Origin of the sequence: Leifsonia sp. Leaf336 (genome assembly GCF_001423695.1) — a bacterium.
Classification (GTDB): Bacteria; Actinomycetota; Actinomycetes; order Actinomycetales; family Microbacteriaceae; genus Leifsonia.
In genome coordinates, this window is record NZ_LMOZ01000001.1 from 1,593,645 (window position 1) to 1,609,162 (window position 15,518).

The window sequence follows — 15,518 nt, forward strand, 5'->3', positions numbered from 1 at the left end:
GAGAGGCCACAGCATGACGATGACCCCCGAGCAGGCCGGCTGGTTCTCGGGCGTGTTCGACCGCCTCGTGCAGAACATCGACCGCGTCCTGCTGGGCAAGTCGCACGTCATCCGCCTCGCGCTCACCGCTCTGCTGAGCGAGGGTCATCTGCTGCTGGAGGACTACCCCGGAACCGGCAAGACGTCTCTCGCGCGGGCGATGGCCGAAAGTGTGCGGGGCACGACCAACCGCGTCCAGTTCACCCCCGACCTGCTCCCGGGCGACATCACCGGCGTCAACATCTACGACCAGCGGACCGGCGCTTTCGAGTTCCATCGCGGACCGGTCTTCGCGAACATCGTCCTCGCCGACGAGATCAACCGCGCCTCGCCCAAGACCCAGTCCGCCCTCCTGGAGGTCATGGAGGAGCAGCAGGTCACCGTCGACGGCGTCCGGCATCCGGTCGGCGAGCCGTTCATGGTGATCGCCACGCAGAACCCGATCGAGCAGGCGGGAACGTACCGGCTGCCCGAGGCGCAGCTCGACCGCTTCCTGATGAAGGCCTCGATCGGCTATCCCGACCATGAGGCCACCCTGCGGATCCTGGAGGGCGCGGAGCGCCGTGCGCACGAGATCGTCGTGCCGGAGGTGATCTCGGCCGAGACGGTCGTCGAGATGGCGGACATGGCGCGCGGCGTGCACGTCGACCCGTCGATCAACGACTATGTCTCCCGGTTGGTCGACGCCAGCCGCACAGCCGACGAGATCCGCCTCGGGGTCAGCGTGCGCGGGGCGCTCGCACTCGTCCGCGCCGCGAAGACGCTCGCCGCATCCAACGGCCGCTACTACGTCACCCCGGACGACGTGAAGGCGCTGGCCGAGCCTGTGCTGGCGCACCGCATGGTCCTCGACCCCGAGGCGGAGTTCGAGGGTGTCACGGCCTCCAGCGTGGTCGGCCAGCTGCTGATCGAGGTACCCCCGCCGAGCGATCGGGCCGCCGTGTGACCAGCACCGTCACCCGCACCCAGGTCGAGCTCACCAACGCGCGCGCCCGCATCGTCGGCGAGCGCGACGGGCTGCTCGCCGACGCGATCGTCTGGGTCGTCCGGACGAGCGCGATCGTCGGCCGCGCGGTGGCGTCCGCCGCGGGTGTGCTCGGGGCGGTGATCACTCCGCTCGGTTGGTCGATGCTCGTGGTGACCGTGCTCTCGCTCGTGGCGGGATACGTGCTGGGCTGGACCGAGGCCGTGGTCGCGGGCTGGGCGGCCGCTGCGCTGCTCCTGATCGCCTCGCTCTACCTTGTCGGCCGCATCGCCTACGACGTGGGACTCGCGCTGCCGACCAACCGCGTGGTCGTCGGCGACCGCGCCCCTGGCGAGGTCACGGTGCGCAACCCCACACGCCGGCGCCTGCCCGGTGTGCGGGTCGAGGTGCCGGTCGGCGCCGGGCTCGCCGAGTTCGCCGCGCCGTCGCTTTTGAGCGGCGACGAGCACTCCGACGTGTTCGTCGTGCCCACCAGCAGGCGCGGCATCGTCCCGATCGGCCCGGTGCGCACCGTCCGAGCCGATCCGGTCGGGATGCTGCGGCGCGAGTGGGTCTGGGCCGACTCGCTCGACCTCTTCGTGCACCCCCGCATCATCGCCATCCCGAGCATGAGCACCGGTTTCGTGCGCGACCTGGAGGGTGCGCCGACCCGCGACCTGACCCAGAGCGACATCGCCTTCCACGCGCTGCGCGAGTACACGCCGGGTGACGAGCGCCGCAACATCCACTGGAAGAGCACGGCGAAGACCGGCAGCTACATGGTGCGCCAGTTCGAGGAGACGCGGCGCAGCCACCTGCTCGTCGCGCTCAGCCTGTCGGAGGCCGACTACGCCACCGACGAGGAGTTCGAGCTCGCCGTGAGCGCCACGGGCTCGCTGGGCGTGCGCGCGATGCTGGACTCCCGGACGGTCTCGGTCGTGGCCAGCGCGGAGACGCCGGACTTCGCCAAGCGGGTGGTGTTCAGCGCGCGCCGCCTGAGCACGGTCGGCCGCGGCAGGCTGCTCGACGATCTGGCCGGCGTGGAGACGGCGGAGGCGGCGCTCCGGCTCCCCGAGCTCGCACAGGTCGCGAGCGAGGACACCGCGGGGACGTCGATCGTCTTCCTCATCTGCGGCTCGACCGTCACGGCGACGCAGCTGCGCTCGGCCGCGACGCACTTCCCGCTCGGAGTGGACGTGGTCGCCATCGTCTGCGACGAGGGCGCCGTGCCGTCCCTGCGGCGCGTCGCCGACCTCAGCGTGCTGACCATCGGCTACCTGGAGGACCTCCAGCGCTCCCTCGCGAAACGGCTCGCGACATGATCGGGAGACTGCCCTGGCGTTCCGCCGCCGCCGACACCGGTTTCGCGATTGCGGCGGTCGCGTTGGCGGCGTGGTCGTTCTGGCCCGTGTACCAGTCGGCGGCGTTCGTCACGATGCTCGTGGTGACGCTCGTGCTCGGCGCGGCCGTCGCCGTGCTGGGGGCAGCGTTGCGCTGGCCCAGCATCGTCATGGGCGGTCTGATCGTGGTCGTCTATCTGGCGACGGGCGTGCAGCTGGCGGTGCCGGGGGAGGCGACGGCCGGCGGCCTCCTGCCGACGCCGCAGGGCTTCATCGACCTCGCGCAGGGGACGTGGCTCTCCTGGAAGCAGCTGGTCACCATCTCGGTCCCCGTCGGGTCGTATCAGGCGCTGCTGGTGCCGGCATTCATCCTCGTTCTGCTGGCGAGCGTGATCACGACCACCATCGCGCTCCGCTCCGCGCTGCCTGAGTTGGCCGGCATCCCGCCTGTGATCGTGCTGATCGCCGGGATCGCTTTCGGACCGGCGATCGCTCCGGCGCCGCTCTGGCTGGTGCTCGGACTGTTCGCGCTGCTGCTGATCTGGAACATCCGCCTGCGCCTGCGCCGGCGGACCGCCGCGGTGCGCACACTGCGCGAGCAGAGCGGTCTCACCGTCGAGACGCGCAGGGAGCGCGGTTCGACGGCAGTGCTGACGGCGACCGGGGCGACGGTGATGCTCGTCGGCGCGGCGGTCGTCGGGATCGGCGCCACCGTGCTGGTGCCGCCGTCGACAGACCGGCACGTGGTGCGCACGGCGGTGGAGCAGCCGTTCGATCCGCGTGCCTACCCGAGCCCGCTGAGCGGCTTCCGGTCGTACCTCGAGCCGGGTTCCGCCTCGGAGCCGATGCTCAGCGTCAGCGGGCTGCCCGCCGACGGACGCATCCGGATCGCGACCCTGGACACCTACGACGGCGTGACGTACTCCGTGGGGAGCGCGGCGGCCACGAGTGCCTCCGGAGCCTTCACCCGGCTGCCCTACCGGCTCGACCAGTCCGGCACCACGGGCACGCAGACGCAGCTGACGGTGAGCGTCCGCGGCTACCGGGGTCCCTGGGTGCCGGGGACGGGCCAGCTCGAGCAGATCCAGTTCCTCGGGAATCACGCGTCGACGCTCTCCGGAGCGTACTTCTACAACGACGTCACAGGCACGGGCGCGGTGCTCTCCTCGCTCCGCGACGGCGACTCGTATGTGGCCGACTCCGTGACGCCCCCGAAGCTGTCGGCGTCTCAGCTGACGAAGGTCGAGCCGGGCTCCGACTCCGTCCCGCGGCCGACCGTGATCCCCGACGAGCTGCAGTCGACGCTGCAGAAGTACACCGCAGGGGCCACCGGTGCCGGTCCGAAGCTGGCGGCGGCGCTGCAGGGTCTCGCGAAGGACGGCTACATCAGTCACGGGATCGGCAAGGGCGAGCCGGCGAGCCGATCGGGTCACGGTGCCGACCGGATCACCGAGCTGCTGACGAACGTCCCGATGCTGGGCGACCAGGAGCAGTACGCCGTGACGGCGGCGCTGATGGCCCGACAGCTCGGGTTCCCGGCGCGCGTCGTGATGGGCTTCGTCGCACCCGCCGACGCGGGCGTCGGCCCCGTCACCTTCCTCGGCTCCGACGTCTCGGCCTGGATCGAGGTGCAGACCTCCACCGGCTGGGTCACGGTCGACCCGACACCTCCTGTGCGCCCGGTTCCGCCGAAGCAGCCGGAGCAGCCGACCGAGATCTCGCGGCCCCAGACGAACGTGCAACCGCCGGTCGACGACAGCCCGCAGCAGAACGAGGAGCCGCCGCAGGCGCAGGTCGACAGCACACCGCAGCACGCGCCGAATCCCGTGCTGGAGACGATCCTGACGGTGCTCATCGTGATCGGCTGGACGCTGCTCGTGCTCGCGGTGCTCGCGGCGCCGTTCCTGGCGGTGATCGCGGCCAAGTGGCGGCGGCGCTCGCTGCGCAGGTCCGCCGCGACGGCCGCGGACCGGATCGTCGGGGGCTGGCGGGAGTTCGCCGACGCGGCCGTGGACCACGGCTACGACCCTCCGCCCTCCGCGACGCGTGTGGAGTTCGCGACGACCATCGGCGGCACGCGTGCCGCGGCCCTAGCCAAGGTGGCCGACCGGGCGGTCTTCAGCCCGCTCGCGCCGACGACGGCGGAGGCGGACACGGTGTGGAAGGCGGTCGACGACCTCCGCGCCCAGCTTGATCGGCGCGACACGCGGTGGAAGCGCATGCTCGCGGCGGTCTCGCTGAGGTCCCTCGGCTACCGTGGAAGGACGCGAGAGAGGACGAACAGGCGATGAGATGCCGGGTGTGCGGAGCGGCGCTCTCCGAGGGGACGCTGTTCTGCGGAAACTGCGGGAGTTCGGTCACGGCGTCGCGGGTGCGGCCGCCGGAGGTCGCCGACTCGCGGCCGTCGGACACGTCGATCGTGCCGCCGCTCGCCAAGCCTGCGGTTGCAGGACGATTCCCCGGCGCCGTCGAGGTCGACGAAGACGGCCTCCCGCCGACCGAGGCCATGGACGTCGTCCCGATCGAGAGCGCTCCGCCCGCCGCGTCGGTGCGGGTGTTCCGGCTGAGCTTCTCGACAGGCGAGACCGTGGAGGTGCGGGGGAGCGGACTCGTCGGCCGCCGCCCCATCACGCAGCCGGGTGAGCACGTCGATCAGCTCGTCGCCATCTCGGATCCCGCACGCAGCGTGTCGAAGACCCACCTCGAGTTCGGGCTCGAAGGCGACGATCTCTGGATCTGCGATCGCTACTCGGGCAACGGCACGGTCGCGCGACCGCTCGGCGGCGTCGCGCGGCAGTGCGAAGCGGGCCGGCGGTATCGCGTCGGCCGGGGGACCAGGGTCGACATCGGCGACCAGTGGTTCGACGTCAGCTGACCGCGACGAACGCGACGCGAACCGCCCGAGACGCGAACCGCCCGAGACGCGAACAACCCGAGACGCGAACCGCCTGAAACGACGAACTCCTCCGCAGCCCGCGGGAGCGGACCACGGAGGAGTTCCTCCGTCCGTCGTCAGACGAGCGCGTCGGCGACAGCGGCGTCCACGATCCCGTGCGCCTCAGCGACGCCCGGATTGGTGACGTGGCCCGCGTGCACGTTGAGGCCCAGCGCGAGCGATGCGTCGGCGCGCAGGGCGGCCTGCCAGCCGTTGTTCGCGATGGCGCGGGCGTACGGCAGCGTCGCGTTGGTGAGCGCATAGGTGGAGGTGTGCGGCACAGCGCCCGGCATGTTCGCCACGCAGTAGAACAGCGACTGGTGCACGGTGAACGTCGGGTCGGCGTGCGTGGTCGGGTGCGAGTCGGCGAAGCAGCCGCCCTGGTCGACGGCGATGTCGACGAGCACACTGCCCGGCTTCATGCGCGAGACCAGCTCGTTGCTGACCAGCTTCGGCGCCTTGGCGCCCGGCACGAGCACCGAGCCGATGACGAGGTCGGAGGCCACGACGGCCTTGTCGATCTCGAAGCTGTTCGAAGCGATGGTCTTGATGCGGCCGGAGTAGAGGGCGTCGAGCTCTCGCAGCCGGGCGATGTTCGTGTCGAGCACCGTCACCTCCGCGCCCAGGCCCACCGCGACCGACGTCGCGTTGGTGCCCGCCACGCCTCCACCGAGCACGGTGACCACGGCCGGGTGGGTGCCGGGGACGCCGGGGACGAGCAGGCCGGGGCCGCCGTTCGGCTTGAGCATCGTGTTGGCCCCGACGATCGGGGCGAGGCGGCCGGCCACCTCGCTCATCGGAGCGAGCAGCGGGAGCGCGCGGTTGGGCAACTGCACCGTCTCGTACGCGATCGCGGTGACGCCGCTCTCGATCAAGGCGCGCGTCAGCTCTTCGTCTGCAGCGAGGTGCAGGTACGTGAACAGCACGAGTCCTTCGCGGAAGTAGCCGTACTCGGAGGCGATCGGCTCCTTCACCTTGAGAATCAGGTCGCCGGCTGCCCAGGTGGAGGCGGCGTCCGGGAGGATGGTGGCTCCGGCCCCGGCGTAGAAGTCGTCCGGGATGGAGGAGCCGACACCGGCTCCGGTCTCCACGTAGACCTCGTGTCCGGCGCCGACCAGGTCGTGGACGCCTGCGGGCGTAATCGCCACGCGGAATTCGTTGTTCTTGATCTCGCGGGGGATCGCGACCTTCATGGGGCTCCTCAGCTCCTTGCACTTCGACGTGATGGTTCGACAACACCCTAGCGCCCTTCACGGAGGATTTCGATAGGAATTCAGGAAGGATCGTGCTGATTCCGTAAATTCCGTGTCGAACCAGCGCGGATATCGACAGTTCGTCTCACTGCGTGTTCGGGCGGCACCCGCGTTCTGCGGTTTCCCGCGCGTTTCGGACGAATCGACACGGATTTCGTGACGATCATGTTTCCGAATGGACGATTCGGCCCCTGATGGGTGCGGATCGCGTCGGTCATGTGCAAGTATCGACCAACCGCGAGGACACAACGGCGTGTCCCGGCGGATCGCCCTCAGGCAACACCAGATAGACCCGAAGGAGCTCCGCAAGTGAATTCCAGGCCACTCCCGAACGACCCGATGATCCGCCAGCTCGTGCAGTCGGCTCGTGCCTCCCAGCTCACCCGTCGCGGCCTGCTCGCCGGCGCGACGGCCGGTGCCGCGGCGCTCGCCCTGGCCGCGTGCTCGACCGGGGGAGCCTCCGGAAAGCCCACCCCCGCCAAGGACCAGTCCAGCACCGACAAGACGCTCACCTGGGCCAACTGGCAGGCGTACCTCGACCAGGACGACAACGGCAAGTACCCCACGCTGGAGGCGTTCCAGAAGCAGTCCGGGCTGAAGGTCAAGTACGACGTCGCGGTCGACGACAACAACACGTACTACGCCAAGGTCAAGGACCAGCTGGCGCTCGGCAAGGACATCGGCGCCGACACGGTCTGTCTCACGGACTGGATGATCGCCCGCTGGATCCGGCTCGGCTACGTGCAGTCCTTCGACGAGTCGGCCATCCCGAACAAGAAGAACCTCACCTCCAACCTGGTCGACGTCGACTTCGACCCCGGCCGCAAGAAGTCCCTGCCCTGGCAGAGCGGCTTCGCGGGCATCTGCTGGAACAAGGAGAAGCTGCCCAACGGCCTGAAGTCGATCGACGACCTCTGGAAGCCGGACCTCAAGGGCAAGGTCGGCGTGCTGAGCGAGATGCGCGACACCATGGGCCTCCTGATGCTGCAGCAGGGTGTCGACATCTCCAAGCAGTTCAGCGACGACGACTACAACAAGGCCATCGACACCCTGACCAAGGAGGTCAACGACGGCCAGATCCGCAACATCAAGGGCAACTCGTATCTCAACGACCTGAAGTCGGGCGACACGCTCGCGGCGATCTGCTGGTCCGGCGACATCACCCAGCTGAACGCGGAGGCCGGCGACAACTGGCAGTTCGCTATACCGGAGGCCGGCGGCACGCTCTGGAGCGACAACTTCGTCATCCCCATCGGTTCGCCACGCAAGGCCAACGCCCAGAAGCTGATCGACTACTACTACGAGCCGGAGGTGGCCGCAGAGGTGGCCGCGTGGGTCAACTACATCACGCCGGTGCAGGGGGCGAAGGAGGCCGCGGTCAAGATCGATCCCGAGCTCGCGGACAACCAGTTGATCTTCCCCGACGACCAGACGCTGTCGAAGGTGCACGTGTTCCGCACCCTCGCGCCGGCCGAGGAGCAGAAGTACCAGGCGGCGTTCCAGAAAGTGATCCTGGGGGCCTGATGCCGAAGGGAGCATTCGCCGAGTCGGGAGCCGACCTGCAGCTGGTGGGCATCCGCAAGCGGTTCCCGGGCTTCACCGCCATCGAGAACCTCGACCTCACCATCCCCGCCGGGTCGTTCTTCGCCCTGCTCGGTCCGAGCGGCTGCGGAAAGACGACGACGTTGCGGCTGGTCGCCGGCCTCGAGGAGCCGACGGAAGGTCGCATCGTCATCGGCGGCCAGGACGTGACGCGCACCAAGCCGTTCCAGCGGCCGGTGAACACCGTGTTCCAGAGCTACGCGCTCTTCCCGCACATGACCGTCCTGGAGAACGTCGCCTTCGGCCTCCGCCGTCGCAGGATCGGCGACCCGGTGGCGAAGGCGCACGAGGCCCTGCGGCTCGTGGAGCTCGACCATCTCGCCGCGCGGCGGCCGGCCCAGCTCTCCGGAGGCCAGCAGCAGCGCGTCGCGCTGGCCCGCGCGGTCGTCAACCGGCCCGCGCTGCTCCTGCTCGACGAGCCGCTCGGTGCGCTCGACCTCAAGCTGCGGCGGCAGATGCAGCTCGAGCTGAAGTCGATCCAGACCGAGGTCGGCCTGACCTTCGTGCACGTCACCCACGACCAGGAGGAGGCCATGACCATGGCCGACACCGTCGCGGTCATGAACAAGGGCCGGATCGAGCAGATGGGCGCACCCGAGCTGCTCTACGAACTGCCGTCGACGGTCTTCGTGGCGAACTTCCTCGGTCAGTCGAACCTTTTCGTCGGGCCGGTGCTCGACGGCGCGGGCGACACGCTCGGCGTGGAGGTCGCGGGTCACCGCATCCAGGTTCCGCGTTCGCGTGCGCAACGCGGCTCGGGCACCGTCACGGTGGGCGTCCGGCCCGAGAAGCTGACCCTGCACGCGGGGGAGGAGACCATTCCGTCGGGCGCCAACCGCCTCGGTCCCGGACGGGTGATCGACGTGTCGTTCAGTGGCGTGAGCACCCAGTATCTGGTCGACGTCGCGGGGGTCGGCACCGTGATCGTCTTCGCGCAGAATCTCGCGAGCGGGCCGGCCGCCGGTTTCGGCGACCAGGTCTGGGTCTCGTGGGAGGCCTCCCACACGTTCGTGCTCGCCGACGAGCCGCCGGCCGACGGCCGCTTCGCCGACGACACCGACACGCAGGCGGTGGCGGCGCAGGCGAAGGAGCGGCTGCTGTCCGAGCTGGAGGAGGCGTAGATGGCGATCGCCGCCTTCACCGGCCCTCCGGCGACGCAGGATCAGGAGCCGGCCGTCCGTCGCAAGTCGGGGATCGCGCTGGTCCTGCTTCTGCCCGGTGTGCTCTACCTGGTGCTGTTCTTCCTGACTCCGCTCGTCTCGCTCATCATCACGTCGTTCCAGGCGCCGGTGCCCGACGGCGACATCGGGCAGTACCAGGCCGCCTTCCAGTGGCAGAACTACACCGACTCGATCTCGGAGTACTGGCCGCAGATCCTCCGCTCGTTCGGCTACGCCCTCATCGCGACGGCCGCCGCGCTCGTGATCAGCTATCCGCTCGCGTACTTCATCGGCGTGAAGATGCGGACGCGTCCCGTGCTGCAGAACCTGCTGATGACGCTGGTCATCGCACCGTTCTTCATCAGCTTCCTGCTGCGCACGCTCGCCTGGAAGGCCATCCTGAGCGACGACGCCTGGGTCGCGAGCTCGCTCAAGGCGCTCAGCATCCTCCCGCCCGACGCCCACATCACGGGCACGCCGTTCTCGGTCATCTTCGGCCTGACGTACAACTTCATCCCGTTCATGACGCTGCCGTTGTATTCGACCCTGGAGCGCCTCGACACCCGCCTGCTGGAGGCCGGACAGGACCTCTACGCGAGCAACTGGACGACCTTCCGCAAGGTCACCGTCCCGCTGTCGATGCCCGGCATCGTGTCGGGCACGCTGCTGACGTTCATCCCCGCGGCGGGCGATTACATCAACGCGTCGCAGGACTTCCTCGGCGCGGCCGACACCTCGATGATGGGCAACGTCATCGAGAGCAACTTCCTGGTGCTGCAGAACTATCCGACGGCCGCGGCGATGTCCGTCATCCTGATGGCGGTCATTCTGGTGATCGTCGGGTTGTACGTGCGGCGGAGCGGAACGGAGGACCTGCTGTGACGACCACCGAGCCTCGGGCGCGATTCCGGTTCCGCGGGCTCGGGCTGGGCGTCTACGCGTTCCTCGCGCTGGCCTTCCTGCTCATCCCGATCGTCTACACGTTCGTGTTCTCGTTCAACGACGCGATCAAGAACAACATCGCGTGGCGCGGGTTCACCCTGCGCAACTGGACGAACGTCTGCGATGCCGCCGGCATCTGCGACGCCTTCGCCGCCTCCATCATCATCGGCATCGTCTCGACGGTGATCGCGACGGTGCTCGGGACGATGATCGCCATCGCGCTGATGCGCTACCGGTTCAGGTTCCGCTCGCAGACGAGCCTGCTGCTGTTCCTGCCGATGGCGAGCCCGGAGGTCGTGCTCGGCGCTGGGCTCGCGGCCCAGTTCCTGAGCCTCGGCGTGAACAAGGGCTTCGGCACGATCATCATCGCCCACGTGATGTTCTGCATCAGCTTCGTGGTGGTGACCGTCAAGGCCCGCGTGGCGTCGCTCGACCCCGCGCTGGAGGAGGCCGGACGCGATCTGTACGGTTCGCCCAACGCGGTGTTCTGGCGCATCACGTTCCCGCTGCTGCTGCCCGGCATCCTGTCGGCCGCTCTGCTGTCGTTCTCGCTGAGCTTCGACGACTTCATCATCACGAACTTCAACGCCGGCGCGGTGACGACGTTCCCGATGTACATCTACATCGCCGCGTCGCGGGGCATCCCCGCGCAGGCGAACGTGATCGCGTCTGCCGTGTTCATCCTGACCATCCTCGTGGTGCTGATCTCCCAGCTCACTGCCGCAGCCCGCGCCAAGCGGCTCGCGCGAGCCACCCAGTAGGCCGCCGAGGGGCACGTCGTTGTCACTTCTCGCGCTCGAAAGCGACAACGACGTGCCCTTCGGCGTGCGTCAGCGCGTGTAGGAGGCGCGGATGGCGCCCACGGGGGCGCCGCGGCCGAGGACGGCCAGGTCGAGCTTGGGCGCGACAGCGTCGATCGCTGCGCGCTCGACCGCGCCGGCGTCCGCCAGCAGCGAGAGGGCGACGATCGTGGCGGCCCGCAGGCTGCCGTCGAGGATCTTGAGCGCCACCGTCGTGCCGGCGGGTGCGGCCATCACCATGACGCCCTCCGCGCCGAGCTTGGCGAAGATCCCCAGCTCGTCGATGACGACGGTGTTGGCGCGACCCGGTCCGTCGATCGCCCAGCCGTCGGCGAGCACCGCGGTGCGCAGCTGGGCCGCGTTGCGGAACAGCGCGAACGGCGAACCGTCGGAGGCCGTGCCGATGCGCTGGATGCCGCGCGCGAGCGCGACGAGCGACATCGCGTGCACCGGCGCTCCGCACCCGTCGACTCCGGTGGCCACGACCTTCTCGCCGGTCAGCCGCTCGGTGGTGTCGCGGATGTGCTGCTGCAGGGGGTGCTGGGGGTCGAGATAGCTCTCGAACGGCCAGTTGTTGATCCGGCAGGCGAGCAGCATCGCCGCGTGCTTGCCGGAGCAGTTCATGAACACCGGCGACCGCTGGGCGCCGTCACGGATCGCCGCCTCCCGCGCCGCAGCGTCGAGCGGCCAGTCCGCCGGGCAGAGAAGGGAGTCCTCCGTCAGCTGCGCCTGCGCGAGCAGACCGCGCACGACCGAGATGTGCGCAGGAGTGCCGGCGTGGCTGGCGGTCGCGAGGACCGCGGCCGGGCCCTCCAGGTGCGCGCCGGCGCCCATCACCGCGACGGCCTGGAACGGCTTGAGCGACGACCGCGGGAAGACCGGCTTCTCGGGCGCGCCGAGCGCGATCGCCACGCCGCCGTCCGGACCGAGCACGACCGCCGAGCCGGCGTGCCGCGACTCGACGAAGCCGCTGCGCTCGACGACGGCGAGCTCGACCGCCTCGTCGGTTGCGAAGACCTCGGCGGTCACAGTGCGGCGAAGGCGTCGTCGAGCACCGAGACGGCGTCGGCGATGAGCGCGTCGGACACCGCGAGGCTCGGCAGGAACCGCAGCACGTTGCCGAAGGTCCCCGCGTTGAGGAACAGGATGCCGCGCTGCGCGGCGTAGGCGATGATCGCGTTGACCGCGTCCGGGTTCGGCGTCTTGGTCGTCTCGCCCGTGCCCGGCTGCACCAGCTCGACGGCGACCATCGCGCCGATGCCGCGCACGTCGCCGATGATGTCGTACTTCTGCTGCAGCTTCTCGAGCGCCGGCTTGAGCGCCTTCTCGATGCGTGCGCCCTGAGCGAGCAGGTCGCTCTTCTCGATCTGGTCGAAGACCGCGATGGCCGCGGCGGCGGCGACGGGGTTGCCGCCGAAGGTGCCGCCCAGGCCGCCGGGCTGCGCGGAGTCCATGATCTCGGCGCGGCCGGTGACCGCCGCGAGCGGGAGGCCGCCTGCGATGCCCTTGGCACTGAGCACGAGGTCGGGCACGAGGCCGAAGTGCTCGCTCGCGAAGTACGCACCGGTGCGGGCCATACCGCTCTGGATCTCATCCGCGATGAAGACGACGCCGTTGGCGGTGCACCACTCCTGGAGGGCGACGAGGTAGCCCTCGGCCGGCACGACGAAGCCGCCCTCGCCCTGGATGGGCTCGGCGACCAGGCAGGCGAGGTCGGAGGCGCCGACGACCTTCTCGAGATAGGCGATGGTGCGGGCCGCGGCCTCCTGGCCGCTGAGGCCGTCGCGGTAGGGGTACGAGTTCGGGGCGTGGTAGACGTCGCCGGCGAACGGCCCGAAGCCGGTGGCGTACGGCATCGCCTTGTAGTTCATGGCCATCGTGAGGTTGGTGCGGCCGTGGTACGCGTGGTCGAGCACGGCGACGGCGCGGCGACCGGTGTGCTTGCGCGCGATCTTGACGCCGTTCTCGACGGCCTCCGCGCCGGAGTTCACCAGCACGGTCTTCTTGGCGTGGTCGCCAGGGGTGCGCTCGGCGAGCAGCTCGGCGACACGCACGTACTCCTCGTACGGCGTGATCGTGAAGAGGGTGTGGATGACGTCCTGCAGCTGGTTCGCAGCCGCCTCGACGACGGCGGTCTCGGTGTGGCCCACCGTCGTGACGCCGATGCCGGCGCCGAAGTCGACGAACTGGTTGCCGTCGACGTCGACCAGGATGGCGCCGTTGGCGCGGGCGATGTAGACCGGGAGCGCGGACGACACGCCCGTCGGGACGACGGCGAGGCGGCGCTGGTGCAGCTCCTGAGACTTGGGGCCGGGGACGGCGGTGACGATGCGGCGTTCTTGCTCCACGGTGAACGTGGGCGTGCTCAGGGTGTCAGTCATGATGCAGGCCAGTTTAGCCGGGGTGCGAGAATCGTCGCATGAAGCTCGAGCACCGCTATGAGATCGATCTGCAGTGGACAGGCAACCGGGGAGAGGGGACCAGCGGTTACAAGTCCTACGGACGCGACCACACCGTCAGCACCGAGGGCAAGCATCCCATCGAGGGGTCGGCCGACCGCACCTTCTTCGGCGACACCGACCGCTGGAATCCCGAGGAGCTGCTGCTGGCGGCCCTGAGCCAGTGCCACATGCTCAGCTACCTCGCGGAGGCGGCGCGGGCCGGCGTCGTCGTGATGGGCTACACCGACCGCCCGACCGGCGTGATGGAGCAGACCAACGACGGCGGAGGGCACTTCACGAGTGCGGTCCTGCGCCCGAAGGTCACCATCGCCGACCCCGCGCAGGCGGAACTCGCGGCCTCCCTACACGCGCCCGCAGCGGCCAAGTGCTTCATCGCGTCGAGCGTCAACTTCCCGGTCGATCACGAGCCGGAGCTGCTGACACTCGCCTGAGATGTCGGACCTGGGGCGTCCGCCGTGCGTCAGATAGCTCGGCCGCGGAGACGCGGGGACTCCGAGGGCGTCTGGACCGGCTCGGCAGCGGCCCAGCGGTGGATCGCCGCGACCCAGCGTTCGTCGCGCGTGAGCGGAGCGGGCTGTTCAGTGCCCGAGTCCCGTTGCGCGCGGAGCAGGGCTTCCTCCTCCTGTCGGTGCGCCAAGGCGTCCTGCGAGATGGACCAGAAGACCAGCGGATGCATGATAACCACCTATCTGCGTTGAGTGGTTACAGCTTACCGTAACCGTCTATTGCGTTACAATGGTTATATGCGTACGAATGCGCCCGAGCTCGGGGCCGACTATCTGGTGGCGTTCCTCAACACGCTCGACGTGGAGGAGCAGACCGACGCACTCGACGATGCGGCGGCATTCGAGAGCTGGGCCCGAGAGCACGGCGTCGATGCGGGGGAGCGGGACGAGACCCGGCGCGTTCGCGACGCACTCCGCCTCGTCGTCGACGGCGAGGCGGCCGAGCTGCCCGCCGTTCAGCTCACGACCACGTGCGGGGAGGGTGCGATCGGGCTGAGCGCCCGCACCGCCGCCGAGGCCGCCGTCGCGAGTTCGGTCGTGCTCAGCATCCAGGGCAAGCTCGGCCGGGTGAAGCTGTGCGGCGGGGACGACTGCCGCTGGGCGTTCTACGACAGCTCGCGCAACGGGTCCCGGCAGTGGTGCTCGATGGAGGTCTGTGGCAACAGACAGAAGGCGCGCACCTACCGCTCGCGCCGCGAGGAGCAGACCGATCAGGCGTGAGCCTGAGGCTCAGAGGCGCTCCGGGCGCAGCGCCCGCTTGACCCGCTCGACGGTGTTCGCCGGCGGAGACTCGTTGTACGTGCCCGCCAGCTCCTGCCCGGTCAGGGCGTGGATGGCGGCCATGATCTCGTCCGTGGCCTGCCGGCGGGCGCGACCCGATTCCGCAGGCCCGTAGTGCGCGACATCGATCGGCTCGCCGAACGCGATCGTGATCGGGCGCACGCGCGGGAACTTCGCGCCGACCGGCTGCACCTCGGCGGTGCCGATCAGCCCCACCGGCACCACCTTCGCGCCCGTCGTCAGCGCGAGCCAGCCGATTCCGGTGCGGCCCTTGTACAGCCGGCCGTCGAGTGACCGGGTGCCCTCCGGGTAGACGGCGAACGCTGCGCCGGTGTCGATGATGCGCCGGGACTGCTCGAGGGCCTCCTGAGCCGCCTGACCCGCACCGCGCTTGACGCCCACGGCTCCGATCGCGGTGAAGAACGACCGCGAGATGGCGCCCTTCGCGCCCGTGCCCTCGAAGTAGTGCGACTTGGCGAGGAACTGCACGCGCCGCGGCGCGGTCATCGGGATGACGAGGGAGTCGATGAACGACAGGTGGTTGCTGGCGAGGATGATCTTGCCGTGCTTGGGCACGTTGCGGGTGCCGATCACCTTGGGCCGGTAGATGACGCGGAGCAGCGGCGCGACGATGTGCCGCCCCACGAAATACAGGAGGCCGGGGCGCGGGACGACGTCGTCCTCGGTCGGCTGCCCGTCGTCGGGAGTGCGCTGGTTCACAGAACGAGGTTAGTG

Annotated in this window: 15 protein-coding genes; 10 read left to right on the forward strand and 5 right to left on the reverse strand. The window is 69.6% G+C overall.

The genetic code is table 11. The annotated features are described in order from the left end of the window. The first annotated feature begins 13 nt into the window (after positions 1-13). The 4 genes from ASF88_RS07665 to ASF88_RS07680 are packed head-to-tail and all read left to right on the forward strand — an operon-like array spanning position 14 to position 5,218. Positions 14-985: an AAA family ATPase gene (locus ASF88_RS07665; RefSeq protein ID WP_055916065.1), complete on the forward strand. Its 972-nt coding sequence runs from the start codon at positions 14-16 to the stop codon at positions 983-985. Further along, complete coding sequence (locus ASF88_RS07670) at positions 982-2,325, forward strand: DUF58 domain-containing protein (protein ID WP_055916066.1); 1,344 nt, start codon at positions 982-984, stop codon at positions 2,323-2,325. Before ASF88_RS07665 ends, ASF88_RS07670 begins: the two co-directional genes overlap by 4 nt. Continuing rightward, on the forward strand, positions 2,322-4,634 hold the full coding sequence (locus ASF88_RS07675) for a transglutaminase-like domain-containing protein (protein ID WP_235493331.1): 2,313 nt from the start codon (positions 2,322-2,324) through the stop codon (positions 4,632-4,634). Before ASF88_RS07670 ends, ASF88_RS07675 begins: the two co-directional genes overlap by 4 nt. Next, positions 4,631-5,218, forward strand: a complete 588-nt coding sequence (locus tag ASF88_RS07680; protein ID WP_055916069.1) for a zinc-ribbon domain-containing protein — start codon at positions 4,631-4,633, stop codon at positions 5,216-5,218. Before ASF88_RS07675 ends, ASF88_RS07680 begins: the two co-directional genes overlap by 4 nt. Before the next feature lie 137 nt (positions 5,219-5,355). Here the strand turns inward: ASF88_RS07680 and ald are convergent, their stop codons facing one another. Further along, positions 5,356-6,471, reverse strand: coding sequence for an alanine dehydrogenase (ald, locus tag ASF88_RS07685; RefSeq protein ID WP_055916071.1), 1,116 nt, complete (start codon positions 6,469-6,471; stop codon positions 5,356-5,358). Between the two features lie 399 nt (positions 6,472-6,870). On the opposite strand from ald, the gene ASF88_RS07690 reads away from it, so the two are divergent. The 4 genes from ASF88_RS07690 to ASF88_RS07705 are packed head-to-tail and all read left to right on the forward strand — an operon-like array spanning position 6,871 to position 10,996. Further along, entirely contained in the window at positions 6,871-8,055 is a 1,185-nt protein-coding gene (locus ASF88_RS07690) for an ABC transporter substrate-binding protein (protein ID WP_055916072.1), read from the forward strand. Next, positions 8,055-9,254, forward strand: a complete 1,200-nt coding sequence (locus ASF88_RS07695) for an ABC transporter ATP-binding protein (RefSeq protein ID WP_055916074.1) — start codon at positions 8,055-8,057, stop codon at positions 9,252-9,254. The genes ASF88_RS07690 and ASF88_RS07695 overlap by 1 nt, the downstream gene beginning before the upstream one ends. Continuing rightward, positions 9,255-10,175 carry an ABC transporter permease gene (locus ASF88_RS07700; protein WP_055916076.1) on the forward strand — a complete coding sequence of 307 codons (921 nt, stop codon included), beginning with the start codon at positions 9,255-9,257 and terminating at the stop codon, positions 10,173-10,175. Further along, positions 10,172-10,996, forward strand: a complete 825-nt coding sequence (locus ASF88_RS07705) for an ABC transporter permease (protein WP_055916079.1) — start codon at positions 10,172-10,174, stop codon at positions 10,994-10,996. The genes ASF88_RS07700 and ASF88_RS07705 overlap by 4 nt, the downstream gene beginning before the upstream one ends. Positions 10,997-11,065: 69 nt before the next feature. Here ASF88_RS07705 and ASF88_RS07710 read toward each other — a convergent pair whose 3' ends face one another. Together ASF88_RS07710 and gabT are read right to left on the reverse strand one after the other, a co-directional pair. Then, positions 11,066-12,064, reverse strand: a complete 999-nt coding sequence (locus ASF88_RS07710; RefSeq protein ID WP_055916081.1) for an asparaginase — start codon at positions 12,062-12,064, stop codon at positions 11,066-11,068. Further along, positions 12,061-13,416: a 4-aminobutyrate--2-oxoglutarate transaminase gene (gene gabT, locus ASF88_RS07715; RefSeq protein WP_055916082.1), complete on the reverse strand. Its 1,356-nt coding sequence runs from the start codon at positions 13,414-13,416 to the stop codon at positions 12,061-12,063. The genes ASF88_RS07710 and gabT overlap by 4 nt, the downstream gene beginning before the upstream one ends. Before the next feature lie 38 nt (positions 13,417-13,454). Here gabT and ASF88_RS07720 point away from each other — a divergent pair, with 38 nt between their 5' ends. Further along, complete coding sequence (locus tag ASF88_RS07720; protein WP_055916084.1) at positions 13,455-13,928, forward strand: OsmC family protein; 474 nt, start codon at positions 13,455-13,457, stop codon at positions 13,926-13,928. Between the two features lie 29 nt (positions 13,929-13,957). Here the strand turns inward: ASF88_RS07720 and ASF88_RS07725 are convergent, their stop codons facing one another. Beyond that, the gene (locus ASF88_RS07725; RefSeq protein WP_055916886.1) at positions 13,958-14,173 is read right to left on the reverse strand and encodes a hypothetical protein; all 216 of its coding nucleotides are present in this window, start codon (positions 14,171-14,173) and stop codon (positions 13,958-13,960) included. Between the two features lie 67 nt (positions 14,174-14,240). On the opposite strand from ASF88_RS07725, the gene ASF88_RS07730 reads away from it, so the two are divergent. Beyond that, on the forward strand, positions 14,241-14,723 hold the full coding sequence (locus ASF88_RS07730; RefSeq protein WP_055916087.1) for a CGNR zinc finger domain-containing protein: 483 nt from the start codon (positions 14,241-14,243) through the stop codon (positions 14,721-14,723). A 9-nt stretch (positions 14,724-14,732) separates the two neighbouring features. On the opposite strand, the gene ASF88_RS07735 is transcribed toward ASF88_RS07730, so the two are convergent. After that, the gene (locus tag ASF88_RS07735) at positions 14,733-15,503 is read right to left on the reverse strand and encodes a lysophospholipid acyltransferase family protein (protein WP_055916090.1); all 771 of its coding nucleotides are present in this window, start codon (positions 15,501-15,503) and stop codon (positions 14,733-14,735) included. Between the last annotated feature and the right edge of the window lie 15 nt (positions 15,504-15,518).